The sequence below is a fragment of the Streptomyces hygroscopicus genome (genome assembly GCF_026168105.1).
GTDB lineage: Bacteria > Actinomycetota > Actinomycetes > Streptomycetales > Streptomycetaceae > Streptomyces > Streptomyces hygroscopicus_D.
In genome coordinates this window covers 76468-100520 of sequence record NZ_LBMW01000007.1, presented here as the reverse complement: position 1 = coordinate 100520, position 24053 = coordinate 76468, and the positions used below count along the sequence as shown (strand labels likewise).

At 70.9% G+C, this 24053-nt stretch carries 24 protein-coding genes; 10 read left to right on the top strand and 14 right to left on the bottom strand.

Annotation, left to right across the window (positions count from 1 at the left end; genetic code table 11):
• Positions 1–71: 71 nt before the first annotated feature.
• Complete coding sequence (locus AAW14_RS10075) at positions 72–518, top strand: hypothetical protein (protein WP_265562210.1); 447 nt, start codon at positions 72–74, stop codon at positions 516–518.
• 123 nt (positions 519–641) lie between these two features.
• Positions 642–1373 carry a nucleotidyltransferase family protein gene (locus tag AAW14_RS10070; protein ID WP_265562209.1) on the top strand — a complete coding sequence of 244 codons (732 nt, stop codon included), beginning with the start codon at positions 642–644 and terminating at the stop codon, positions 1371–1373.
• Between the two features lie 101 nt (positions 1374–1474).
• Here AAW14_RS10070 and AAW14_RS10065 read toward each other — a convergent pair whose 3' ends face one another.
• The 7 genes from AAW14_RS10065 to AAW14_RS10035 form a co-directional block, all read right to left on the bottom strand.
• Positions 1475–3265: a DoxX family protein gene (locus tag AAW14_RS10065; protein ID WP_265562466.1), complete on the bottom strand. Its 1791-nt coding sequence runs from the start codon at positions 3263–3265 to the stop codon at positions 1475–1477.
• A gap of 146 nt (positions 3266–3411) precedes the next feature.
• A complete protein-coding gene (gene rlmB / locus AAW14_RS10060) occupies positions 3412–4350 on the bottom strand; it encodes a 23S rRNA (guanosine(2251)-2'-O)-methyltransferase RlmB (protein WP_265562206.1) in 939 nt (312 codons plus the stop codon).
• Between the two features lie 96 nt (positions 4351–4446).
• On the bottom strand, positions 4447–5847 hold the full coding sequence (gene cysS, locus AAW14_RS10055) for a cysteine--tRNA ligase (protein ID WP_265562204.1): 1401 nt from the start codon (positions 5845–5847) through the stop codon (positions 4447–4449).
• A 208-nt stretch (positions 5848–6055) separates the two neighbouring features.
• Positions 6056–6463, bottom strand: a complete 408-nt coding sequence (locus tag AAW14_RS10050; protein ID WP_265562202.1) for a PPOX class F420-dependent oxidoreductase — start codon at positions 6461–6463, stop codon at positions 6056–6058.
• Positions 6464–6517: 54 nt separating this feature from the next.
• On the bottom strand, positions 6518–7012 hold the full coding sequence (gene ispF / locus AAW14_RS10045; protein ID WP_265562200.1) for a 2-C-methyl-D-erythritol 2,4-cyclodiphosphate synthase: 495 nt from the start codon (positions 7010–7012) through the stop codon (positions 6518–6520).
• A complete protein-coding gene (gene ispD, locus AAW14_RS10040; protein WP_265562198.1) occupies positions 7002–7775 on the bottom strand; it encodes a 2-C-methyl-D-erythritol 4-phosphate cytidylyltransferase in 774 nt (257 codons plus the stop codon). Before ispD ends, ispF begins: the two co-directional genes overlap by 11 nt.
• A gap of 376 nt (positions 7776–8151) precedes the next feature.
• Positions 8152–8634, bottom strand: a complete 483-nt coding sequence (locus AAW14_RS10035) for a CarD family transcriptional regulator (RefSeq protein WP_003953493.1) — start codon at positions 8632–8634, stop codon at positions 8152–8154.
• A gap of 655 nt (positions 8635–9289) precedes the next feature.
• Between AAW14_RS10035 and AAW14_RS10030 the strand changes: the two genes are divergently transcribed.
• Positions 9290–9964, top strand: a complete 675-nt coding sequence (locus AAW14_RS10030) for a copper chaperone PCu(A)C (protein ID WP_265562196.1) — start codon at positions 9290–9292, stop codon at positions 9962–9964.
• Positions 9965–10437: 473 nt separating this feature from the next.
• On the opposite strand, the gene AAW14_RS10025 is transcribed toward AAW14_RS10030, so the two are convergent.
• On the bottom strand, positions 10438–11118 hold the full coding sequence (locus tag AAW14_RS10025) for a response regulator transcription factor (protein ID WP_009340348.1): 681 nt from the start codon (positions 11116–11118) through the stop codon (positions 10438–10440).
• On the bottom strand, positions 11115–12383 hold the full coding sequence (locus AAW14_RS10020) for a sensor histidine kinase (RefSeq protein ID WP_265562193.1): 1269 nt from the start codon (positions 12381–12383) through the stop codon (positions 11115–11117). The genes AAW14_RS10025 and AAW14_RS10020 overlap by 4 nt, the downstream gene beginning before the upstream one ends.
• Positions 12384–12623: 240 nt before the next feature.
• Between AAW14_RS10020 and phoU the strand changes: the two genes are divergently transcribed.
• The 5 genes from phoU to AAW14_RS09995 all read left to right on the top strand — a co-directional run bounded on the left by phoU (position 12624) and on the right by AAW14_RS09995 (position 17997).
• Positions 12624–13313, top strand: coding sequence for a phosphate signaling complex protein PhoU (gene phoU / locus AAW14_RS10015; RefSeq protein WP_265562191.1), 690 nt, complete (start codon positions 12624–12626; stop codon positions 13311–13313).
• A 74-nt stretch (positions 13314–13387) separates the two neighbouring features.
• Positions 13388–13645, top strand: coding sequence for a hypothetical protein (locus AAW14_RS10010; protein ID WP_265562189.1), 258 nt, complete (start codon positions 13388–13390; stop codon positions 13643–13645).
• A gap of 190 nt (positions 13646–13835) precedes the next feature.
• On the top strand, positions 13836–14438 hold the full coding sequence (locus AAW14_RS10005) for a hypothetical protein (RefSeq protein WP_265562187.1): 603 nt from the start codon (positions 13836–13838) through the stop codon (positions 14436–14438).
• On the top strand, positions 14435–17662 hold the full coding sequence (locus tag AAW14_RS10000) for a M48 family metalloprotease (protein ID WP_265562186.1): 3228 nt from the start codon (positions 14435–14437) through the stop codon (positions 17660–17662). Before AAW14_RS10005 ends, AAW14_RS10000 begins: the two co-directional genes overlap by 4 nt.
• An 83-nt stretch (positions 17663–17745) precedes the next feature.
• A complete protein-coding gene (locus tag AAW14_RS09995) occupies positions 17746–17997 on the top strand; it encodes an SCO4226 family nickel-binding protein (protein ID WP_265562184.1) in 252 nt (83 codons plus the stop codon).
• Between the two features lie 37 nt (positions 17998–18034).
• Here the strand turns inward: AAW14_RS09995 and AAW14_RS09990 are convergent, their stop codons facing one another.
• Positions 18035–19510, bottom strand: a complete 1476-nt coding sequence (locus tag AAW14_RS09990) for a glycoside hydrolase family 47 protein (RefSeq protein ID WP_265562182.1) — start codon at positions 19508–19510, stop codon at positions 18035–18037.
• A gap of 140 nt (positions 19511–19650) precedes the next feature.
• Here AAW14_RS09990 and AAW14_RS09985 point away from each other — a divergent pair, with 140 nt between their 5' ends.
• Positions 19651–19902 carry a hypothetical protein gene (locus AAW14_RS09985; RefSeq protein WP_265562180.1) on the top strand — a complete coding sequence of 84 codons (252 nt, stop codon included), beginning with the start codon at positions 19651–19653 and terminating at the stop codon, positions 19900–19902.
• 92 nt (positions 19903–19994) lie between these two features.
• Here the strand turns inward: AAW14_RS09985 and AAW14_RS09980 are convergent, their stop codons facing one another.
• From AAW14_RS09980 to AAW14_RS09965, 4 genes are all read right to left on the bottom strand, one after another.
• Positions 19995–20555, bottom strand: coding sequence for a hypothetical protein (locus AAW14_RS09980; protein ID WP_265562178.1), 561 nt, complete (start codon positions 20553–20555; stop codon positions 19995–19997).
• 496 nt (positions 20556–21051) lie between these two features.
• Positions 21052–21198, bottom strand: a complete 147-nt coding sequence (locus AAW14_RS09975) for a sigma factor (protein WP_265562176.1) — start codon at positions 21196–21198, stop codon at positions 21052–21054.
• A 58-nt stretch (positions 21199–21256) separates the two neighbouring features.
• Positions 21257–21553 (bottom strand): L,D-transpeptidase family protein, encoded by a 297-nt coding sequence (locus tag AAW14_RS09970; RefSeq protein ID WP_265562174.1) that lies wholly within the window; start codon positions 21551–21553, stop codon positions 21257–21259.
• A gap of 290 nt (positions 21554–21843) precedes the next feature.
• Positions 21844–22605 (bottom strand): phosphoglyceromutase, encoded by a 762-nt coding sequence (locus AAW14_RS09965; RefSeq protein ID WP_265562172.1) that lies wholly within the window; start codon positions 22603–22605, stop codon positions 21844–21846.
• Positions 22606–22792: 187 nt separating this feature from the next.
• Between AAW14_RS09965 and AAW14_RS09960 the strand changes: the two genes are divergently transcribed.
• Positions 22793–24046 carry an MDR family MFS transporter gene (locus tag AAW14_RS09960; protein ID WP_265562170.1) on the top strand — a complete coding sequence of 418 codons (1254 nt, stop codon included), beginning with the start codon at positions 22793–22795 and terminating at the stop codon, positions 24044–24046.
• Positions 24047–24053 lie beyond the last annotated feature (7 nt).

Genomic DNA, 24053 nt, shown 5'->3' with positions numbered 1-24053 from the left:
CACCGTTTTCACATCCCCCGAACCGGTGACTAAATGTCGCCAAATCACTACACCACGCTACCCTCACTCGCGTGAAGCACTCCACTACCCCACGGACACACCGCGGCCCCGGCCCCGCCCGCCGCATCGGCCGTACCCTCGCCCTCGTCCTCCCCGTCGTCCTGGTGCTCTCCGGGACCCTCGCGGTAACCCGCGTGAACTGGTCAGGCGGCTCTTCGAACTCGGTGCTCGCCGCGTCCTCCGAAGACGTCTCCACGCGCGCCTCCTCCCGCGCCCCGCAGGACGTACTGCGCGACAAGCTCCTGCTCGAGCTGCAGGAGAAGAACCCGGGCGTCGCGCTCACCCACCTCCAGCAGGCGGTCAACGATCGCCCCTCTCTGGCGAAGCACTGCGCGTCCATCGCCCGCGCACTGGGCCGCGCCGCGGTCCGCGTGTACGGCCCCGCGCGCGCCCAGTCCTACGCCCGCCCGGTCTGCGACACGTCCTTCGCCTCGGGCGTGGCGACACAGCACGGCTGACCCGCCCCGGCCTCGTCGGGCCCTCCGGCAAGCGGCCGGCCCGGCGGGAAGCCCGGACAACGGCCGGCGGAGGTCCGCCTGCCGCCCGAAGTGACGGACGGGGCGCGACGTAGAGTTTCGGTCATGACCGATCCGACCGCCGCCTCGCGCCCCGTTCAAGCCGTCATCCTGGCCGGGGGCCAGGGATCGCGGCTGCGTCCGTACACCGACGACCGACCCAAGCCGATGGTGGAGATCCCGGGCACGGGGACCCCGATCATCGGACACCAGCTCGCCTGGCTCGCCGAAGAAGGCGTCAAGGACGTCGTGGTCTCCTGCGGCCACCTCGCCGAAGTCCTGCAACGGTGGCTCGACTCCACCGACCTGTCCGTACGGGTCACGACCGTCGTAGAGACGGAGCCGCTCGGCCGCGGCGGCGGCCTGCGGTACGCCGCCGAGCACCTCCCTCACCCCGAGAAGCCGTGGTACGCGACGAACGGCGACATCTGGACCCGGTTCTCGCTGCGCGACATGGCGGACTTCCACACCGAGCGCGACGCTGTCGCCACGCTCGCGCTCGCGCGCCCCCGCATCCCGTGGGGCGCCGTCAAGACGGACGGCTTCGGCCATGTCACGGACTTCATCGAGGCCCCGCCGTCGACATCCGAGATCAACGCGGGCGTCTACGTCTTCTCGGCGGAGTTCGCCAAGATGCTGCCCGAGCGCGGCGACCATGAGCGCACGACGTTCCCCCACCTGGCCCGGGAGCGCCGACTGGCCGGCTTCCCCATCCCGCAGGGCGCGTACTGGCGGGCCATCGACACGGCGAAGGACCTCTCCGAGGCCGCCAAGGAGCTGGCCGCGCTGGGCCGTTGACATCCGCGGGCTGCGACAGGGAGGCACTCTCCGCCGTGTTCTGCAGATGGGCCCCGCACACGGTGTGTGCGGGGCCCATCACGGACAGGGGTTCGCCGGAGTCACCCCAGCAGTCCGCCCACCAGGTGGTCCGAACCCCCGGAGCTGCTGCCTCCGCCGCTCGCCCCGCCCGTGGGACCGCCCGTGCCGCTGCCGCCCGAGGACGACGGACCCGCGCTCGTGCTCGGGGCCTGCTGCGCCGGCGCCGAGTGCCGCGACGGGGCCTGACCCGCCGTGCCCTGGGTCTGGCTCGGCAGGCCGCCCATGACCGAGCCCGTGGCGCCGGCCGCGCCCGGTGTCCTGGCCGCGCTCGACGGCGACGACGTCGTGCCCTGCGTCGCCGGCGACTGGGAGACAGGGCGGCTCGCCCTGTGCCCGCCCTGTCCCGGCGTCCCGGGCAGCGGGGAACCCGGCAGCTCGTTGCGCGGCGCCTCGCCGGGGCCGGGTACGACGACACGGTCCGCGTCCCGGACCGCCCCGCCGAGCAGCGATCCGACCAGCAGCGTCAGCCCAGCCACGAGCGCCGTCACCAGCGCCCCCCGGCGCAGTACGTACCGCCGCAGCTCCCAGATGTCGGACCGCGGCCCGAGCCGACGCCATGCGCTGCCCGCGAGACGGCCGTCCACGGAGTACACCGGGGCCCCGGCGATGACGAGCGGGGACCAGGCGGCGAGGCAGATGATGTCGGGCGCGTCGTAGGCGGGAACCGTCCGCCAGCTCACGGTGACGATCAGTGCTGCGGACAACATCGCACCGACCGTGGCGGCGACGCGCTGCCACAGGCCGAGGACCGTGAGCACGCCCACGATCACCTGGAGGAAGGCGACGGCCAGACCGGTGCCGACGGGGTGCTGGAGGGCGAACTGCCGCAGTGGCTCGGCGACTTGCCAGGGGTGCAGCGTGTCGAGCCAGGTGACCATGGAGCCCCGTTTGCCGCCGTCGAAATAGACGGGGTCGCAGAGCTTGCCCATACCGGCGTAGACGGAGATGGAGCCCAGGAATACACGCAGCGGCAGCAGCACCACGCCGAGGTTCATACGGCGGCCGGGGTAGTAGGCGTGCCGCACATGGTCGGCGCCGTGGCGCCTGGCGCGGGGCGTCGGCTCCCCCGGGCCGGACCCGACCGTGCTCGCGAACTCCGCGCCGCCGTGGGCGGATTCACCGTAGAGGGGCTCGCCGTAGAGGGGGTCGCCGTACAGAGGTCCGCCGTAAGCGGTGCCGTCGTAAACGGTGCCGTCGTAGGCGGATCCGCCGTACAGAGGTCCGCCGTGGACGGGTCCGTCATGGACGGGCCTGCCGTAGGCGGGCTGGTCGTGGGTGAGTTCGTCGTATGCGCCACCGGCGCTCCGCATGTGCGGCAGCAGCCGGGTCTCGCCGTAGTGGGGGCCGCGCTGGCCGCCGACCACCGGGGTCCCCAGGGTCCGAGCGGTCAGGTCGTCGTAGCCGTCTGCTCCCGGCAGGCCCTCGGTGTCGAAACGGGGAATGACCTGGGTGACGCCGCCGTCGGCGGCCGGGTCCTCGCCGTGGCGCACGCTTGAGTTCCGCACGGCCTGCAACAGCCGGTGGGCACCGGTGTCGTCGGGCGCGGACCGCCCGCTCCAGACGACGGGCCTGCGGCGTCCGGCGACGCCGTCCGACGCGTCGGCCCCGCCCGCCGCGTCGGCGAAGGGCATGTGCGCGACCCGCGGGGACTGGGCGCGCCGCGCCGACGCACCCAACTGCACCCGGAAGCTCGCATGATTGACGATGACCTGCGCCGGGTCGCTCGGCACCTTCACCATGCTCAGCGCGGGAGTGTCGTCGAATCCCGACGATCGGTCACCCGTGGGTGTGCGACGTGTTCTGGTCTCCACACTCATCTAACCGAGTGACGTGTGGATAGGACACTGCTTCGACCGCGCGGATCTGTCCGGACTCCGTCAAGCTCGTCCTGAACGACCGAATTACGCCGTACGAGTGAGACCCCGAACGCCCGTTCAGACATCCGGGACCGTCGGCGTCAGGCTCGCCTGCGAGCCGCCTCGTACAGCACGATCCCCGCCGCCACACCGGCGTTGAGCGACTCGGCTCCGCCCGGCATCGCGATCCGCACCCGGACGTCGCACGTCTCGCCGACCAGTCGCGACAGCCCCTTGCCCTCGCTGCCGACGACGATGGCGACCGGCCCCTCGAGCGCCTCCAGCTCGCCGAGTTCGACCTCCCCGTCGGCGGCCAGCCCGACGACCGTGATCCCCGCCTTCTTGTACGCCTCCAGGGCGCGCGTCAAGTTGGTGGCGCGCGCGACGGGCGTACGGGCGGCCGTACCGGCGGACGTCTTCCACGCACCGGCGGTCATACCCGCCGCACGCCGCTCGGGCACGACGACCCCGTGACCGCCGAAGGCGGAGACGGACCGCACGACGGCACCCAGGTTCCGCGGGTCGGTAACCCCGTCGAGGGCGACGATCAGCGGGTCCTCGCCCTCGTCGTAGGCGGCGTCGGCGAGGTCCTCCGGGTGGGCGTACTCGTAGGGCGGCACCTGGAGCACGAGGCCCTGATGGTTCAGCCCGTTCGTCATCCGGTCCAGCTCGGGGCGCGGGGCCTCCATGAGGTTGATGCCGCCACGCTCGGCCGCGAGCTGCAGCGCCTCGCGCACGCGCTCGTCGTTGTCGACGAACTGCTGGACGTAGAGGGTGGACGCGGGCACGCCCTCGCGCAGCGCCTCGACGACCGGGTTGCGCCCGACGACCAGCTCGGAGGACGCCTTCCCGCCCGGACGACGCTGGGAGCGCCCCTGTACGCGGCGCACCTTTGCCTGTGCGGCACGCTGCTTGGCGTGTCCCTTGCGCATCTCGGCGGGCGGGGTCGGACCCTTGCCCTCCAGGCCCCGGCGCCGCTGGCCGCCGCTGCCGACCTGCGCGCCCTTCTTGCCGGACATGCGGCGGTTGTTCGCGGCCATGACCTACCTGTCTGTTGAAACCTTCGTATGTACGTCTATGCAGTGTGCCGCCCGGAGGGCCGGGCGGCACAATCGATCATCGGATCGGTGGCGCGTTCAGCGCGGGCCGAGCGTCCAGCGCGGCCCCTGGGGGCTGTCCTCGATCACGAGCCCGGACTGGTTGAGCTGGTCGCGGATGGCGTCCGCGGTCGCCCAGTCCTTACGGGCGCGGGCCGCCTCGCGCTGCTGGAGCACAAGGCCCACGAGGCTGTCGACGACCCCGTGCAGATCTTCGCCGCGGGCGCCCTCGCCGGCCCACCGGGCGTCGAGCGGGTCCAGGCCGAGGACGCCGAGCATCGCCCGCACCTCGGCGAGCCGGGCCACGGCGGCCTCCTTGTCGTCGGCGGCCAGCGCGCTGTTGCCCTGCCTGACGGTGGTGTGCACCACGGCGAGCGCCTGCGGGACACCCAGGTCGTCGTCCATCGCCTCGGCGAACGCGGGCGGCACCTCGGCGGCCGGTTCCACCGCGCCGCCCGCCTTCTCCACCACTCGCTGCATGAAACCCTCGATCCGCGCGAACGCGGACTCGGCCTCACGCAGGGCGTCCTCGCTGTACTCGATCATCGAGCGGTAGTGCGGGGTGCCGAGGTAGTAGCGCAGCACGATGGGTCGCCACCGCTTGACCATCTCGCTCACCAGGACCGAGTTCCCGAGCGACTTGGACATCTTCTCGCCGCTCATGGTGACCCAGGCGTTGTGCACCCAGTACTGGGCGAAGTCGTCGCCGAAGGCCTTGGCCTGGGCGATCTCGTTCTCGTGGTGCGGGAAGATCAGGTCGAGGCCGCCGCCGTGGATGTCGAAGGCGGAGCCCAGGTACTTGTGGGCCATCGCCGAGCACTCCAGGTGCCAGCCGGGCCGCCCGCGGCCCCACGGCGTCTCCCAGGAGGGCTCGCCCGGCTTGGCGGTCTTCCACAGGGCGAAGTCGCGTGCGTCCCGCTTGCCGGTCTCGCCCTCGCCCTCGGGCTGACGCAGGTTCTCCAACTCCTGATTGGAGAGCTGGAGGTACCCGGGGAATGACCGCACGTCGAAGTACACGTTGCCGTCGGCCTCGTAGGCGTGCCCGCGCTCGATGAGCGCGCGCATCATCTCGACCATCTCGGTCACATGGCCCGTGGCCCGCGGCTCGTACGTCACCGGCAGGCAGCCGAGGACGTCGTACCCCTCGTTGAAGGCGCGCTCGTTCTCGTACCCGATCGCCCACCAAGGGCGGCCCTGGTCGGCCGACTTGGCGATGATCTTGTCGTCGATGTCCGTCACGTTCCGGATGAACGTGACGTCATAGCCGCGGTAGTCGAACCAGCGGCACATGATGTCGAAGTTGATGCCCGAGCGAATGTGCCCGATGTGCGGCGCGGCCTGCACGGTGGCGCCACACAGGTAGATCGAGACACAACCCGGCTTGAGCGGGGTGAAGTCACGGATCTGCCGGGCGCTGGTGTCGTACAGGCGAATAGTCACGAGTCCAGGGTAGTGGGCCGGGAAGAGTGCCTGGCGCCCCTACGCCCCAAGGCCACGCATTCGTGACCCGCGAAGGACGCCACACCGGCCAGGACGGGCGCGGGACGCCGTCAGCACATGGCACCACCAGGGACCTTCAGGGGCCCTCAGGGGCCACGAACACCCCCCTCACCGCCTCACCGCCCTTACCCCTCTCACCCCGCTCACCTCAGAGCGTGCCCACCACCTTGCGCGGCACGACCCGCACCACCACCCGCTCCGCGTCCTGCGCCGCCGCCGGATTGAATTCGGCGTACTTCTTGCCGGTGTACTTCAGCGACAGCTCGTCGATGAGTTCCGGGCCGCCCTCGGTCGTCAGCTCCGCGGTCCCCCGGATCTCCGCGTACTCGTACGGCGACTCGGGGTCCTGGACCACGACGCTCACCCGGGGGTCACGGTCCAGGTTCTTCCTCTTGCGCCGGTCGGCGGTCGTGGAGAAGAGGATGTGGTCGCCCTCCCGCATGACCCACACCGGGGAGAGCTGCGGGCTGCCGTCGGGCTGGATCGTGCCGACGACGACGAAGACGGGCCTGTCGAGCAGGGCCTTGAGCCGGTCGGACAGGGCGGTGCCTGGCATGGAGTACCTCCGAACCTCGATCACTCGTCGCTCTCCGGGTACCCTCGCACGCCCTCAGTTCACCCGCACCACGAGCGCCGTCGCGATCGCCATCAGCCCCTCGCCCCGGCCCGGAAAGCCGAGGCCGTCCGTAGTCGCGCCGGACACGGAGACCGGAGCCCCCGCCGCCTCCGAGAGGATCTTCTGCGCCTCCTCACGGCGTTTGCCGATCTTGGGGCGCGGGCCCACGACCTGAACCGCGATGTTCCCGATCCGGAATCCCGCCGCACGCACGATCCGGGCCGCCTCCGTCAGCAACGTGACGCCGGACGCACCCGACCACTCGGGGCGCCCCGTGCCGAAGTGCTGCCCGAGGTCACCGAGACCGGCCGCCGAGAACAGCGCGTTGCACGCGGCGTGCGCGACCACGTCCGCGTCCGAGTGACCCGCAAGCCCCGGCCCCTCGCCCTCCCACTTCAGGCCCGCGCACCAAAGCTCCCGCCCCTCCTCGAAGGCGTGGATGTCCGTCCCGATGCCCACCTGGGGCAGCAGCGGCGCCTCAGAAGCCATCGGTCATCCTCCTGCGCGCCAGGACCGCCTCCGCCAGCACCAGGTCCAGCGGCCGCGTGACCTTGAAGGCCTCCGCGTGCCCGGGGACCACCACGACCGGCAGGCCGAGCTGCTCCACCATGCTCGCGTCGTCCGTGACGTTGTCCGTCACCGTCTCGTGGGCCCGGATCAGCGTCGCGCGGTCGAAGCCCTGCGGGGTCTGCACCGCGCGCAGCCGGGACCGGTCGGGCGTGGCGACGACCGGCTCCGCCTCACCGGGCGTGTCGGCCGGCTCGACCTCCTTGACCGTGTCGGCGAGCGGCAGCGCCGGTACGACGGCCGGCGCCCCCTCCCGTACGGCCTCGATCACCGCGTCGACCGTGTCCACCGGAACGAGCGGCCGTGCCGCGTCGTGGACGAGGACGATCTCGTACTCGGGCGGCAGCGCGTCGAGGCCGAGCTTCACGGACTCCTGGCGCGAGTACCCGCCGGGCACGACCAGGAAATCGGTGCTCCCCCGGCCGCCGCTGGGGGCGCCCGGCAGGGCGTGGGCGTCGAGCAGCGATTTGACCTCGGCAGCCCCGTCGGGCGGTGCCACGACGACCACGAGGGAGACGGCACGGGACGCGGCCATCGCGCGCACCGCGTGGATCAGCATGGGGGTGCCGCCGAGGGCGCGAAGCGCCTTGGGGGCGCCCGGACCGAGGCGTACGCCCCGGCCGGCGGCCGGAATCACGGCGGCGGTAGGAACTCCGGTGGGCGAAGGGCGCGAATCGTCAGACATCGGTTCCTGTCAGGTTTGTGTGCTCGGCCGGGATGGGTATGGCCCTGGGGGTGCCCCCTGCTCGAGGGAAGCTGAGAGCTTGGGGGAGTGCCGGGCACGAGCCTCGACCGGACCCTTCCGTGACCTCTGGTCGAGTCAGCTGTCCGGGCCCGGCACGCCAAGTATCGGGGGTCTCCGTATCGGGGTCTCCCCCGGCATACGGCATTCCGGCAGGGCTCCGTTTTCGGCAGGGCTTCCCGGTCGGCGTCCGGGTACGGACATGCCGCAGCGCCCGGCGACAGCTATTGCGTCATCGGGCACCGCGGCATTGCATATGTGCTGCGCACCGGTCCGTCCGCCGCGCTTCTGGCCGGGAAGCGCACGGATCGGAAGGGCGTCAGGACGCGAGGACCTCGTCAAGCAAAGCCTCGGCCTTGTCCTCGTTCGTGTTCTCCGCGAGGGCGAGCTCGCTCACCAGGATCTGCCGGGCCTTGGCGAGCATTCGCTTCTCACCGGCGGACAGTCCGCGCTCACGCTCACGACGCCACAGATCACGCACGACTTCCGCGACCTTGATGACATCGCCGGAGGCGAGCTTCTCCAGGTTTGCCTTGTAACGACGCGACCAGTTCGTGGGCTCCTCGGCGTACGGCGCGCGCAGCACCTCGAAGACCCGGTCCAGTCCGTCCTGACCGACCACATCACGCACGCCGACGAACTCCGCATTGTCCGCTGGCACACGCACCGTCAGGTCGCCCTGGGCGACCTTCAGCACCAAGTAGGTCTTGTCCACGCCTTTGATCTGGCGAGTTTCGATGGCCTCGATCAGCGCGGCCCCGTGATGGGGATAGACCACGGTGTCGCCAACCTTGAACGTCATGTGACAGGTACCCCTTCCGTGGCTATCCAGGGTAACACGGAAACGGCGTCTTCTGAATGGCGTTTTCGCAGGTCAGGGCATATCTCGGGGCTTGACAACGGCAACAGGAACGTGCTTCGAGGGGTGAGCGGAAGACGGTATTCGCAGGTCGGAGCGGCTCTGCGGGCGGGGTGAAACGCGAACGTTACACAGGTTGGAGGCCTCCGACCAGGCCCGAATCATCCCTTTTTGTCCGGCCCCAAGCGATCGACTTCCGCTACTCCGTTCGGTGCGTGGAGTCGGGTACGAGACGAATCCGGAATTGATCAAGAGGCCCGGCGATCCCGGACAGGTATCCCGATCATCGATTTTCGGTACCGCCATGCATTCCTTACGGGAAATCCTCAAGACGGGACTGGAGACGCTTATGTGAATGCTGGACCACGCGAGGTCAAAGCGGCCGACAAGACGGAGGCGAACTGTGCGACGAGGGGGCCGGGACGGCCGGTGAGAGCGGTCCGGGGGCGGGGCTGCGAGGGGGCTGCGAGGGGGTAGGGGCGGGTCGGGTGCGGGGGCCCGGGGCCGGCTCGGTAACCTAAGGCCGCTGACAGACACTTAGGGCGGCTTTATCAGGGGGTCGCCCTGCTCCGCCCACGTTCAAGGAGTTGCCGCCGCCGTGAGCAGCAGCCTTCGACGCGGCGCCCTCGCCGCCGCCGCCATCGCGTTCTCGATCGCCTCGCTCGCCGCGTGCGGTGCCGGCAACGACAGCCAGACGCTCGAGATCAAGCCGGACAATGCGGCGACCAGCGTCGGTGACATCAAGATCCAGAACGCGCTGATCATCACCCAGCCCAACCCGAAGTCCACCGGCCCTGCCGTGGTCTCGGTGACCATCTTCAACACCGGCACCACCCCCCAGACGCTGGACTCGATCAGCGTCGAGGGCGACGGCACCGCGCAGATCTCCCCCGCCCAGGGCAAGGGCAAGGTGACCGTCCCGGCCGGCGGTTCCGTCGTCCTCGGCGGCAAGGGCAACTCCGCCGCCACGCTGAACAACCCCGGCATCGCGGTCGCGGACGGCAACGCCCAGAAGATCACCTTCACCTTCAGCAAGACCGGTGACGTCGCCCTGCGGGCGTACGTCGTCCCGGCCGAGAGCTACTTCTCCGCGTGGGGACCGAGCAACATCCCGTCCCTGCCCGCCTCCGGGTCGCCGTCGGCGTCGACGACCGCCTCCCCCAGCACGTCCTCGAGCCCCGGCGCCCCGGCCGGTTCGAAGCCGTCGAAGTCGGCGTCCGGCAAGCCGTCGGGGTCGGCGTCGGCCCACGCGTCCACCTCCCCCAAGCCCTGATCCCGCGGCGGCAGCCCTGATCCCGCGGCGGCCACGCCGCCGCGGCGGAGGGGCTCAAGGGCCCGGAATCCCGGAAGGCGGACGGGCGGCACCCCAGCGGGGGTGCCGCCCTTCGTCGTGCCGCACACGCGCGGCTCGTCGGGCCCCGCGCAGACGGCGCATGTCGTCCGCCGCAAGGCGCATGTCGTCCCCCGCAAGCCGTAGGTCGTCCCCCGCAAGCCGTAGGTCGTCCGCCCGCAATACGCGAATACGCGGGCCGTACGCGCGCCTACGTCGTCCCGGTCCAGGGACGCACGCAGGGCGGTCCCCCGCGGGGTACCGCCCTGCGCCGTGCCGTGCGCGCGGAGAGCGTGGGCCCGTACGCGCGCGGAGGCCCCTTGCGTGGAGACCCTCTTTACGCGTGGAGGCCCTCTAAAGCTTGCGGCTTACGTCAAGGCTCGCGGCTTGTGTCAAGGCTTACTTACGGCTTCGGCTTACGGCTCGAACTTGTAGCCGAGGCCGCGGACCGTCACCAGGTAGCGCGGGGCGCCCGGGTCCGGCTCGATCTTGGCGCGCAGGCGCTTCACGTGGACGTCGAGGGTCTTGGTGTCGCCCACGTAGTCGGCGCCCCAGACGCGGTCGATCAGCTGCATACGGGTGAGCACGCGGCCCGCGTTGCGCAGCAGCATCTCCAGGAGGTCGAACTCCTTCAGCGGCAGGTCGACCTTGGAACCGGAGACCGTGACCACGTGACGGTCGACATCCATGCGCACCGGCCCGGCCTCCAGTGCGGCCGGCGTCACCTCCTCCGGCTCGCCGCGGCGGCGCAGGACGGCCCGGATGCGGGCGACCAGCTCGCGGGAGGAAAAGGGCTTGGTGACGTAGTCGTCGGCCCCTATCTCCAGCCCGACCACCTTGTCGATCTCGCTGTCCTTGGCGGTCACCATGATCACCGGAACGTTGGAGCGGCCTCGCAGCTGGCGGCAGACCTCCGTCCCGGGCAGGCCGGGCAGCATCAGGTCGAGCAGTACGAGATCGGCGCCGTTGCGCTCGAACTCGTCGAGACCGTCGGGCCCGGTGGTCGCGATGGCGACCTCGAAGCCCTCCTTGCGGAGCATGTAGGACAGGGCGTCGCTGAAGGACTCCTCGTCCTCGACGACGAGCACTCGGGTCACGGAAGGACCTCCGGGGCGGGAAGCGGTTCGTACGGGGATGAGACGGTGGTCGTCCCGTCGGGCCGGCCGTCCTCTTCATCGAGGTCGGACGGATGGTCGGTCGCGCGGTCACGGGCCGCACCCGCCTCCGGCAGCCGCAGGGTGAACGTGGAGCCCTGTCCCTCCGAGCTCCACACCGTGACCTCCCCGCCGTGCGAGGCGGCCACGTGCTTGACGATCGCGAGCCCGAGGCCCGTACCACCGGTGGCACGGGAGCGTGCCGGGTCGACGCGGTAGAAGCGCTCGAAGATGCGCTCCTTGTCCTTGTCGGAGATCCCGATGCCCTGGTCGGTCACGGCGATCTCGATCAGGTCCCCGCTGGGCACGGACACCCTGCGGGCGGCGATGCCGACGCGGGTGCGGGCGGGCGAGTAGTTGACGGCGTTCTCTACGAGGTTGCCGAGGGCGGCGGCCAGCTGGCCGCGGTTGCCCCATACACGCAGGTCGGCGGTGCCGCCGGCGGCCATGGTGATCTGCTTGGCGCCGGCCTGGTGCCGGCAGCGGTCGACGGCCTCGGCGACGAGTTCGTCGACGCGCACGGGCTCGGCGTCCTCGAGGGGGTCGTCGTTCTGCACCCGCGAGAGGTCGATGAGCTCCTGCACGAGGTTGGTCAGCCGGGTCGCCTCGATCTGCATCCGGCCCGCGAAGCGCTCGACGGCCTCGGGGTCGTCCGAGGCGTCCATCACGGCCTCGGAGAGCAGCGACAGGGCGCCCACCGGCGTCTTCAGCTCATGGCTGACGTTCGCCACGAAGTCGCGGCGCACCGCCTCTATCCGACGGGCCTCGGTGAGGTCCTCTACCAGCAGCAGCACCAGCCGGGAGCCCAGGGGCGCCACGCGCGCGGAGACGGCGAGGGCCTCTCCGCGTCCGGTGCCGCGGCGCGGCAGGTCCAGCTCCACCTGGCGTATCTCGCCGTCCCTCCGGGTGTCGCGCGCCATCTGGAGCATCGGCTCCACGGCGAGCTTGCCGCCGCGCACGAGCCCGAGGGCGTATGCGGCGGAGCTGGCCTTGACGACGGCGTCGGCCTCGTCGAGCACGACGGCCGATGACCGCAGCACGGACAGCACCGTATCCACGCCCGGCGGCAGCACGGGGTCGGTGTGCAGGGAGGTGCGGGTCGGGCGCTTCTGGTCGCGCTCGCTCCAGCGGAACGCCAGCATGGCGATGACGCCGGTGAGCACCCCGGCGATCGCTGCCGCTGCGGCGACCGCCGCGTTCACGTCCATGCACCCAGGTTAGGCACGTCGTGTCGGATGCCCACAGCCATCGGAGTGCGACCTCGGACACTCGTCGCCCAGAGTTCACCTTGGAGCCAGTATTGGTTCATTTGGGATGCCGGAAACGGTCGCGTACGGGCCGGAACGTGGGAGCGTGGGGTGCGTAGGGTGCTGTGTGCGCCGTATTCGCGATCGTGACGACGGTCCCCGGCCCCCGGCCCCGAACACACGTAAGAGAGGGACATCCTGATGCGGGACGCGTACCACGAGGAACTTGACTCGATCGGCGAGGGCCTGGTCGAAATGGCCAGGATTGTCGGGTCGGCGATCGGGCGCGCCACGACGGCGATCCTCGACGCCGACCTGAAGCTGGCCGAATCCGTGATCGAGGGCGACAAGAAGGTCGACGACCTCCAGCACGACCTGGAGGCGCGTGCCATAGCCCTTCTCGCGCGCCAGCAGCCGGTGGCGACCGACCTGCGCATCGTCGTCACGTCGCTGCGGATGAGCGCCGACCTCGAGCGGTCGGGCGACCTGGCCCAGCACGTGGCGAAGCTGGCCCGGCTGCGGTTCCCGGCCCGCGCCGTCCCGCACGACCTGCACGCGACCATCCTGGAGATGGGCCAGCTCGCCCAGCGCCTGATGGCGAAGGCGGCCGAAGTGATCGTCACGAAGGACGTCGACCTGGCGCTGCAGCTGGAGCAGGACGACGACGAGATGGACCTCCTCCACCGCACGCTCTTCCAGCACCTGATCGACGAGCGCTGGAAGCACGGCATCGAGACGGCCGTGGACGTCACCCTGCTGGGCCGCTACTACGAGCGCTACGCCGACCACGCCGTGGCGGTGGCGAAGCGGGTGGTGTACCTGGTGACGGGCGAGCACGCGGACGAGCTCCAGCAGGACATCCAGCCGGTGACGGGCGTCGAGAGCGCCTGACTGGCGTGCCGGATCCGACGGCCTTGAGGGAACCGGCGGCCTGAAAGAATCGGCGGCCCGAAGGAACCGGCGGCTTGAAGGAGCCCGGCCGGGGCGTGTGCGAGCACCAGTGCGCCGTTGATGCGCCCGTCACCGCGGGCATGAAATGGGCACAGGCACCCGTCCTCGAGGAGGGACCCATGGCCGAGACCCCCAGCACGCCGAACCCCACGCAGGAGCGCGACACCCAACAACCCGCCGAGATCAAGAGCCTGCCGCTGGTCGGCGCGTGCGGCTGCGGCTCCGGCTGCGGGTGCGGATGCCAGCAGGGTGCCCCGTGCCAGTGCGGCTGACCACGCCCGACGCGGACGCCACCGCGGCACAACCGAACACCGAGTACGACCATGGAGGGCCCCGGCAGCGCGCCGGGGCCCTTCGTCTGCCCGTACGGACCGGTCGTCACCCGTACCGCACGGGTGGCGACCGACGGTGTCAGTGTGCTCACATGTGACGCAACGTCTTTTGCGTGCACGGGAGTTGACTGTGACCGAAGCGGCCGGACCGACGAAGGTACGGGATGTCGTACGTGCGGTGGTGACCGAGTGCGCGCCGCACGAGCTGCCCCTCGTCGAGGGGCTTTTGCGGTTCGACGACGACAAGGCCGTCCGCGTGCTCGCCGGGCGGGGCGCCCGCAGGGAACCGCTCGGCTTCGGTCTGACCGAGGCCACCGGGCTGGTCACGCCCGTGGTGTGGCTGGTGCTCGACCAGGCGGCCCGGCGTGCCGCCGACGCCGCGACCGACGGCCTGATCGAGCGGGGCAGGGCCGGGCTCCGCCGGGTGCTGCGCCGCGGCCCCGGCGACCCGCCGCGCACCCTGCCGGCGCTGGAACCCGACCAGCTGGCCGTCGTAAGGACGCAGATCCTGCAGCGCGCGACCGAGCACGGCATCACCGCCCGGGAGGCGGAGGCCATCGCGGACGCCGTCGTGGCAAGGCTCGCCACAAGCGACTCCGGGACCGCGCCGGCCGGGGCCTTGGACGACGCGGCCGCCCCCTCGGACGTACCCGGAGCCGACGGCGCCGGCTCCCGGGCCGACTCCGCACACACGAGCGGAGACGGCCCCAGGGCTTCCGGCGCGGGATCATGAAGACTCCCGTCACCGGGAAGACCGCCACCGCGGCAAGCGGCGCTCGTCGCTACGGACTCGCCGACACGGGACCACGGTTCGCCCTGCTCATGGTGGTGGTCACCGCGTCGAGCGTGACCATGCTCAACACGGTGATCGCGCCCCGCCCCAATGACACCCCGGGCGACGCGCTGGGCTGTCTGCTCGCCGCCGGCCTCGACCCCGACGGCCGCAATCTCGACAATCTGATGGTCAGCGTGCGCAGCTCGGAGCCGCTGCTGAGGTGCATGTCCGGCGTGCCGGCGGTCGAGTACTGGAAGGGCATGGTCGCGACGCTCGCCCTGCTCCTGGTGGCCGCGGCCGTGTACTGGTGGCAGCCGCGGCTGCGTGACCGGTGGCGCCGCACCGTGCCCGCCGAGGCCGTGGACACCGACGGCACGCTCCGCACGGCACTCACCGAACTGCGGGAGCGTGCCGGCATCACCTCGGGGGTGCGGTTCCGCGTGGATCCGGCTCGCACGACCGCGGGCGCCGTCGTCTACGGACACTTCGGGAACTACACCGTGTGCCTGCACGCCGGACTGCTGGTGCGGCGCGCCACGGACCCCGAGGGTTTCCGCGCGGTCGTCCTGCACGAACTCGCCCACATCCGCAATCGTGACGTCGACCACGCCTCCGCCAGTACCGCCCTGTGGCGGGTCTTCGTCCTGCTGGCGCTGCTGCCGTACCTCTTCCACGAGGGGCGCCTGTTCCTCGAAGGCCTGCTCGGTCTGACCGACTCGCCGTTCTGGCCCGGGGCCGCGTCCGCGATCGGCTACTCCCTGCTCTCCGGGCTGCTGCTGGTCGGCCTGGTGCATCTGGCCCGAGCCGACCTGCTGCGCAGCCGGGAACTCCACGCCGACGCCCGGGCGGTCGGCTGCGGGGCGCTCCCGGACGCATGGGACCACCAGGACCCCGACGGCGCCGTGGTGGCCTCGGTGCGGCGCGTCACCTCGGCGCTGCGCACGCATCCGACCTGGGCCGAGCGCCGCCGCGCACTGGCCGACCCCACCCGGCTGTCGGGGGTGGGTGCGCTGGCCATGTTCCTGATCGGCGTGAGCGCCTCACTGCTCGTCAACGAACTCGTCGTGGTGCCCGGCTTCTCCACCAGCACGGGTGCCGCCCGGTTCACAGCCGCGTTCGTGGCACCGGTGCTCTGTTTCTCGCTGAGGCGTTCGGTACTGGCCTCGCGCGTCACCGGACGGACGGAGACCGGCGTCCGGGTGGGACTGTGGCTCGGCTGCGGCCTGGTTCTCGGCGAGTTCGCACGTGGCACGCACGGCAATGAATGGGTGGGCCCCGAGCCCCAGTTCCTGCTCGGTCTCCTCTTCGCCGCGCTCGTCGCGTCGGTGTGGTCGGCCCAGTGCGCCCAGTTGGCGCTCGGTCTGTCGACGAGGGCGTCGCGTGTGGCGGCGGGGCTGGTGAACCTGCTGGTGACGGCGGCGGTGCTGTGGGGCGGGCTGCACTGGTGGTACGAGACGGGCCAGTACGAGGCCGCGGGCATGTACAGCCAGGCCGAGACGTTCCGCGACCTGGTTCAGAAGGCGAGCCCCGGGCCGTGGCAGGACTACTCCAGGGAGTTGTCGGCCATCACCACGGCCTTGCCCACGCTCACCGCGCTGAAGACGAGCGTGCTGCTCGAGGGCGCCGCCTTCGCCCTGTGGCTCTTCCCGTTGACGCTGTGGGCCATGGCGGGCGCGAGGGGACTCCGGGTCCCGGGGACGCTCATGGCCGGACTCGCGGGCGGGCTGGGGTGCTGGGCGGGACTGACCGGGCTGGGATACCTCCAGCACGGCCGACGGCCCGCGACATGGAGCGCACGCTCAGGGACGTACGCGTTCGTCGACGGCTGGCTGGCGATCGGGGTGCTCATCGCAACGGGTCTGCTCACGGCCGCCGTTGTCGCCGCCGTCTCCCGGCGTTACTGGCTGCCACGCGCGCTGCTGGCGGCGGCCGTGGCCCAACTCGTCGGATACACAGGGGCGTTCGTGCTGTACTCGGCCGACGGCTGCCTCGGGCGGTTCAGCACCATGGCCGACCAGTGCCACTGGGTGCCCGCGGCCGGCTGGATCTTCACGAAGACCATCGCCGCACCCTCCCTGACCCCGGCCGTCCTCCTCGCGGCGTGCGCGGCGCTGGGCGGTGCGGGTGCGGCCCGGGCTGTACGGGCGATACGACGACTCGTACGGCGCCGGACGCCACCGGCACCGCCGGACCTGCCCAACCCGCGCCCGGACCTGCCAAGGGCCGCGCGCCCGGATACGCCCGAGGCCGCGCGCCCGGATACGCCCGAGGCCGCGCGCCCGGATACGCCCGAGGCCGCGCGCCCGGATACGCCCGAGGCCGCGCGCCCGGGCCTGCCCAAGGACCCGCGCCCGGACCAGGTACCGGTCCCGGACCAGGTACCGGTCGGGGGCGAGGCGGCGGCCCCGAACGAGGTACCGGTCGGGGACGAGGCAGCGGTCGTACCGGCCAGGGACGAGGCAGCGGTCGGGGGCGCGGTCCCACTCCCGACCCCGACCCCGACCCCGACCCCGGTCTCGGCCCCCGCTCTCCCCCGATGGAATCGGCTCCTGTCCTTGGGAACGGTGCTCGCACTGAGCGCACCCCCGCTGCTCCTCGCGGCTTCGTTCCACTCGGGCACGAGCACGTCGTCATCGGTCGCGGCGAAGTCCGGCGCCTCGGCCGACTCGGTGGGCGCGCTGGTCGACTCCCCGCCGACCGCGCGGCGGGCCAAGGTACGCGCGTGGCAGGCGTTGGCCTGGCTCGAACACGGCGGGCTGACGCACTACCGGCGGATCGGCGAGGCCGTCGGCGACCTCGGCGACGCGCTCACGGCCGCAGGCCGGCAGAAGCCCGGCGCCAACGGGAAGGTCAGCCTGGACACCAAGAAGTTCGCCCGATTGTGCGGCACCCTTGCCCAGCGCGCCGACGAAGCCCTGGCCTACTTTCCCGTGCCCGACAGGAGCGCCCAGAAGGACTGGTCCGGTGCCCTGGCCGCGATCGCCCGGAACGGCCGGGTGTGCCGTGACACGATGACCTCCGGCCACGACGGCGCGTATCGAACCGACGCGGATCGCGAGCGGGCCTTCAACCGGTCGCTCGACGGGGCACTCAAGGCGGTGGAGACCCTCACGCCCACGCTGGAGAAGATCGAGAAAGTGGCCACCGGATCCCGAACGAAGAGCGCGGCACCGGGGCTCTGAAGGTCCGGGGTCGCCCCAGGGACCCTACAAGCGCAGCATGGAGTGGAGAGCAAGCGAGCGCACCCGGAAGGAGGTGCGAGGCCATGGCCCAGTTCATGGATGTCCATTACGGGATGCGGGGCATCACGGACGAGCAGTTGAAGCAGGCACACCAGGCCGACCTCGCGATAGAGAAGGAGGAGGGCGTGCACTTCGAGCGGGCGTGGGCGGACCCGGAGTCCGGGACGGTGTACTGCCTCTCCGAGGCCCCCTCGGCCGACGCGGTCCGCCGTGTCCACGAACGCGCCGGTCACAGGCCCGACGAGATCCGCCCGGTCCCGCTGTCCGTCCGGTGACCCCGACGCAACGGCTCCACGTCCGCGGCAGGTGTGGCTACTTGGGATGCCTGATGCCGCGGAGGATCTTGGCTTCGGTGCTGAGGTAGCCGCTGGCGTAGTCGAAGCGCGGGGCGTCGGCGAAGGTGAGATAGAGCCATTTGAAGTTCTCGGCGAAGACGTATGCCGGGCAGTAGTCGCCCTTGGTCATCGGGCGCTTCGTCACATCGGTGACGATGGTGTAGCCGCCGGGGACCCGGTGGTAGGCCTTCAGGCTCTGGAAGTAGCGCCAGGCGGTGGACCGGTAGAACGGGTCCCCGGTCTGCCGGTAGAGGTCGAAGGCGCAGTTGGCGTACTCCGGACGCAGAGCGTTGACGGGCACCACGGCCGTGAGGCGGGTGTATTCGATCTCCTCGGGGATCACCGTGAACTTGTCCTGGACAGCGGTCCAGGACCGGTAGTAGTCCGCGGCCAGGGGGTTGTCCCCGCCAACCGGCAGGATGGCCGCGGCGAGGGAGGACTGCTGCCGGCCGAGCAGGGCCCCGGTGCGGCTGTCGACCTGCTTGAACCAGAGCAGGCCGCCCGCCCTCTCCGCGAGGCGCTTCTTGAGGGAAGCGTCGAAGATGCGGAACCAGTTCAGGCAGTCGCTGTCGCCGAACATCGCCCAGCCGCCCCACAGATACTCGTAGAAGGAGTCTGCGGGCGGGTTGGGGGCGACGTCCGTCCAGTCGGTCCACTTGCCGCTCTCGACGTTCAAGGTGGTGCCGAGCAGATCAAGGGGGGAGCGGCGCTCCACCACCGCCGCAAGCGCGCCCTTCGCCGCCCGGTAGTACCGGGAGTCGCCGGTGAGCTGCGACAGAACCCCGAACTCCAGGATGTTGGTGCCGATCTCCGCCAGCGGCACCCGGACACCGGAGACGACGCCGGTGCGCAGGTTGACGTACCGGTAGGGCATACGCGTCGGGGACTTGGTGAAGGCGGGCAGCAGGCGGTCCGCCAGGTCGACGCACTGGGTGAGCAGATGTGTTTCACCCGTGGCCAGATAGCCGGCCAGCAGGCCGCCCACGAGGCGGATGATCGATTCGAAGACCGGGAAGTCGGCATCCAGGTCGAAGTCCAGATGGGATCCGATCCACGACAGACTGCGGTCCACCTCGGCGTCCAGCCCCATGACGTAGTGGGTGTCGAGGGCTTCGACGATGGAGAGACCGACGGGATGCCGACCGGAGAAGAACTCCCGGTACCCGCCCGAGACCGGAAGCACTTCGTCATGCCCCCAGGCGTACTCCCGGTATCCGTTCCACGCATGGAGGAACTCGGCCTTGATCTCCTGGGCCTTCTGCGGGTCCGGTGTCCCGATCGACGTGGCCGGCGACTCCGGCGGGTATCCGTCGGCATCTGGTGGGGACGGGGTTGCCGCACGCGCCGGAACACCCGGTGCCCCCGCCATGAGGGCCGCGCCGAGTGCCGACACCGTGCGCAACACACCGCGACGGGAGGGGGAGTCCTCGCGAGGCCGCCCGAGGTGCGTCATGGTGCGGGGCCTTCCTGACCGTAGCGGATCACAGGGCGGCCACATTGTGTATGCGCATCGCTACGAGCGGTGGGAGCCACGCCCTGCCGGGCGCCAGGTCCTCGATGGACCCAAAATCGAACACATGATTGAATTCAGGTATGCGACCGTTCCCCGACGACCTCGTCCAGGCGCAGCAGGAGTGGAGCGACACGTACCACCGGCTCGCCGAACGCCCCGGCCGGACCGAGCTGCGTCGGCGCCTCCACCGGCTGTCGACGGCAGTGCTCTTCCACCCGTACTGGCAGGAGCGCGGCCGAACCCCCGCGGCCTGGTGGGAGTTGCGGAACCTCGGACGGGGGCAAACTGTTCCGGCCGGACAAGACGGACGCCTTCTCCTGCGAAATCGATGACCGCCCCACCGCAGCCCTTTGGTCGACGCATGCGCACCACCCAGCAGAACGCCCCGGACCCTCCGGCCGGAGGGTCCGGGGCGCGCCCGGGGTCACCGGACGAGGTGAACGGTGACCCTCGTGTCCGTGCTGTTGATGTTGACACCGTGGACGAAGCCGCCGGCGGTGCGGAACTCCCCTGTGCCTCCGGTGATCGCCAGGTCGACCCCGCCCTGCACATTGGGGTCGAACCGCCCCTGCACGGTGATCTGCCCCTGGTCCAGGGTGAAGGTTCCGACGCACTGCAGATCGAAGTCGTCCATCGGGCCCGTGCGGGTCACCGTGCAGACCTCACCGTAGGTGCCCACGGGGACGTCCTGCCTGAGCAGGATCCCGCTGATGACGATTTCGTCCCCCTGGCTGGCGCCGCTCGGAGCCAAGTCGATGGAGTTCACCTGCGTGGACCTGGCCACCAGTTGGAAGACTTCCTCGCGCTGGCTCGGCGAGCCCGGCAGGGTCCGGCTGCCGCCCCGGCCCGGACCGCCGGCGGCGAGCTTGCCGAAACCGCTCTGTCCAGGGTCGGCACTGCTGACGGCCATCGCAGGGGAAGCGCAGGAAAGGGCAATGGCCGTGGCCGCGGCTACGCCCAGGAAGCGGCGCTTGATCAGGCGCATGTTCGGATCTCCTCGGGAGCGGGGAAACAGGCGAGCGATTACCGAACGCCCATGGAACATCACCGAACGTATCCACGGTTCCGGCACCGCACCAGGAGGCGCCGATCGGCATCCGGGTGAGCGCAACGACCTCGTCGGCCGGCCCCTGCGGCGTGGAGGGCACTTGTGTCCCCTCGCATCCTTCCAGCCCGCTCACATCCGGAACTGGGTGCGGGATCTCCAGGAGAACGGCGTCCGGGGATCGTACGCCCGGCCGATCTACTCCACGTTCGAGCTCGCAACAAAGCGGGAGTGTGCCTCTGCCTCGCGTCCGCCGGACCTCCGGCAGGCGCCGCAGAGCGGCGACCAACGCCACATGGTCCGGGCCCGGTTCGGGCACCGCCCGCGAACGGACTCGCCCTGGACCAGCTCCCACCAGGAGCGCGCCCGCCGCCGGCGGCTCATCGCCAGACGGTGTGACACCGTGCGGATCCACGCACGGGATCCCGGCCGCCGGTCAGGACGGACGCCGCTCCCAGGCGCATACGAACCTCTCCTGGACCACGTCCTGGGCTTCGGCGTAGTCGCCCGTCCGGGCATACAGCCGGCCGACCGGACGCGGACAGGCAGCCGCGCAGCAGAGGTCGAACTCCTCCTCGGTCACCTTGTCGTGCTCTCTCCTTACGGCGCGGGGCCCGTGGTGTACGGCAGTTCGGTGGGGGTCATACGGTCGTGGTGACCCCGGCGGCGCTGTGCGCGAGCCACTGATTCCAGGTCAGGTTCCAGTCGCCGTAGCCGTTGCCGGCGGCGACGGTGTCCTTCGCCGACCCGGTGACCGTGACGACGTCGCCGACAAGTACCTGGTCGTAGAAGCGCCGGGCGGTGCCGTCGGTGGCGAGGCCGACACAGCCGTGGGTGACGTTGCGGTGTCCGGCCTCGGTGTTCGCGCGGGTTCTGGTGCACGCGGCACACCGAAACCCCTGCAACTCGCGCACGGTGACGCTCCCCGAGATGGGCATGCCCCGTGTCGTCCCCTGGCAGCCGGAACGGGTCTTCGCCGCACGTACCGCCACGGTCGAGCGCTTCCCCACCCGTCGGGGTCACGTTGCCGCGGAAGGTGTACGCGCACCTCATGCCCGGTAGCCGGAACCGCGCCCGCAAGGCGCTCGGTCGCACGCTTCGCCCGCAAGATCCCGGGCGCCGAGGGCCACAGTGGGCTCCCGGGCACCGAAGGCCCACAGTGGGCCCAGGCCGTGAAAATGCCCCCGATCCGCGCCGAAAGCGCAGGCCGGAGGCATGATCACACAATCTACTTCTTCTTGCCCTGGTTCTTGACCGCCTCGATCGCCGCCGCGGCCGCCTCAGGGTCGAGGTACTTGCCGCCCGGGGTGACCGGCTTGAAGTCGGCGTCGAGTTCGTAGTAGAGGGGGATGCCCGTCGGGATGTTCAGGCCCGCGATGTCGGCGTCCGAGATGCCGTCGAGGTGCTTGACCAGCGCGCGCAGGCTGTTGCCGTGGGCCGCGACCAGGACCGTGCGGCCGGCCAGCAGGTCCGGGACGATGTTGTCGTACCAGTACGGCAGCATGCGGAAGACGACGTCCTTCAGGCACTCCGTCCTCGGGCGCAGCTCCGGCGGGATGGAGGCGTAGCGCGCGTCGTTCGCCTGGGAGAACTCCGAGTCGTCCTCGATCGGCGGCGGCGGCACATCGTAGGAGCGGCGCCACAGCATGAACTGCTCCTCGCCGAACTCCTGCAGCGTCTGCGCCTTGTCCTTGCCCTGGAGGGCGCCGTAGTGGCGCTCGTTCAGGCGCCAGGAGCGGTGGACCGGGATCCAGTGGCGGTCGCACGCCTCCAGCGCGATCTGCGCGGTGCGGATCGCGCGCTTCTGGAGGGACGTGTGGACCACGTCGGGCAGCAGGCCGGCGTCCTCGAGCAGCTCACCGCCGCGGACCGCCTCCTTCTCGCCCTTCTCGTTCAGGTTGACGTCCACCCAGCCGGTGAACAGGTTCTTCGCGTTCCACTCGCTCTCGCCGTGGCGGAGGAGGATCAGCTTGTACGGTGCGTCGGCCATGGCTCCGAGCGTAATCGAACCCTTTGATCGCCCGCGCATCCGCCCGACTGGCGGACCGCCGCTCGCTCGGCCCTGGAACGGTTGACGGGATCCGTTAATTGGCTGGCCGTCCCCGGGCCCCCGCCCGTAAGTTGTGGGAACCACTTGAGCCACTTACATATCTGCCGACCCGTGGGGGGACCTCGTCATGCCGCTCGCCACCCTCGGACGCGCCGCCCGTGAGAGCGTGTCCGGGCTCCCCCGCGAGTTCTGGTGGCTGTGGACCAGCACGCTCGTCAACCGCCTCGGCAGCTTCGTCGCCACCTTCATGGCGCTCTACCTGACCCTGGACCGCGGCTACTCCGCCTCGTACGCCGGTCTCGTCGCGTCGCTGCACGGGCTCGGCGGAGTCGTCTCCTCCCTGGGCGCGGGCGTGATGGCCGACCGGCTCGGGCGGCGGCCGACCCTTCTGATCGCCCAGTCCTCCACGGCCGTCTCCGTCGCTCTGCTCGGCTTCATGCGGGACCCGGTCACGATCGCCGCCGTCGCCTTCCTCGTCGGCATGGCGGGCAACGCCTCCCGCCCCGCCGTGCAGGCGATGATGGCCGACATCGTCCGGCCCGAGGACCGGGTCCGCGCCTTCTCCCTCAACTACTGGGCGATCAACCTGGGCTTCGCGGTCTCCTCCATGGCCGCCGGCTTCATCGCCGAGTTCAGCTATCTCGCCGGGTTCCTGATCGAGGCGGGGATGACGATGACCTGCGCGATCGTCGTCTTCGCAAAACTGCCCGAGTCGCGTCCGCAGCGGGTCGCCAAGGAGACCGCCCAGGAAGTGGGTCTCGGCACCGTTCTGCGCGACGGCCGCTTCATGAGCGTGGTCGGTCTGTGCTTCCTCGTCGCGCTGGTCTTCCAGCAGGGGGCCGTGGGCCTGCCGCTGGCGATGGGCAGGGCCGGGTTCGCTCCCGCCGACTACGGCATGGCGATCGCCGTCAACGGCGTGCTGATCGTCGCGCTCCAGATCCCGGTCACGCGTTTCATCGAGCACCGCGACCCGCGTCGGCTGATGGTGCTCTCGTCCCTGATCGCGGGATACGGCTTCGGGCTCACCGCCTTCGCGGGCTCGGTCGGCGTCTTCGTGCTGACGGTGTGCGTATGGACGCTCGCGGAGATCGTCAACGCACCCACCCAGACGGGTCTCGTCGTCCGGCTCTCCCCGGTGCACGGGCGGGGGCGCTACCAGGGCGTGTACACCCTGTCCTGGTCGGTGGCGGCCCTGGTCGCCCCGTTGATGTCCGGCTTCGTCATCGACCGGTTCGGCGCGGAGTGGCTGTGGGGCCTGTGCGCGGCGGTCGGCACGGTTGCCGCGGCCGGATACGGGGTGCTCATGCGCAGCCTCCCTGCGGAGAGGACGGCGACGGGCACGACCGTGGGAACGACCGAGGCGGAGGTGGGCGCGGCCTGAGTCGGTA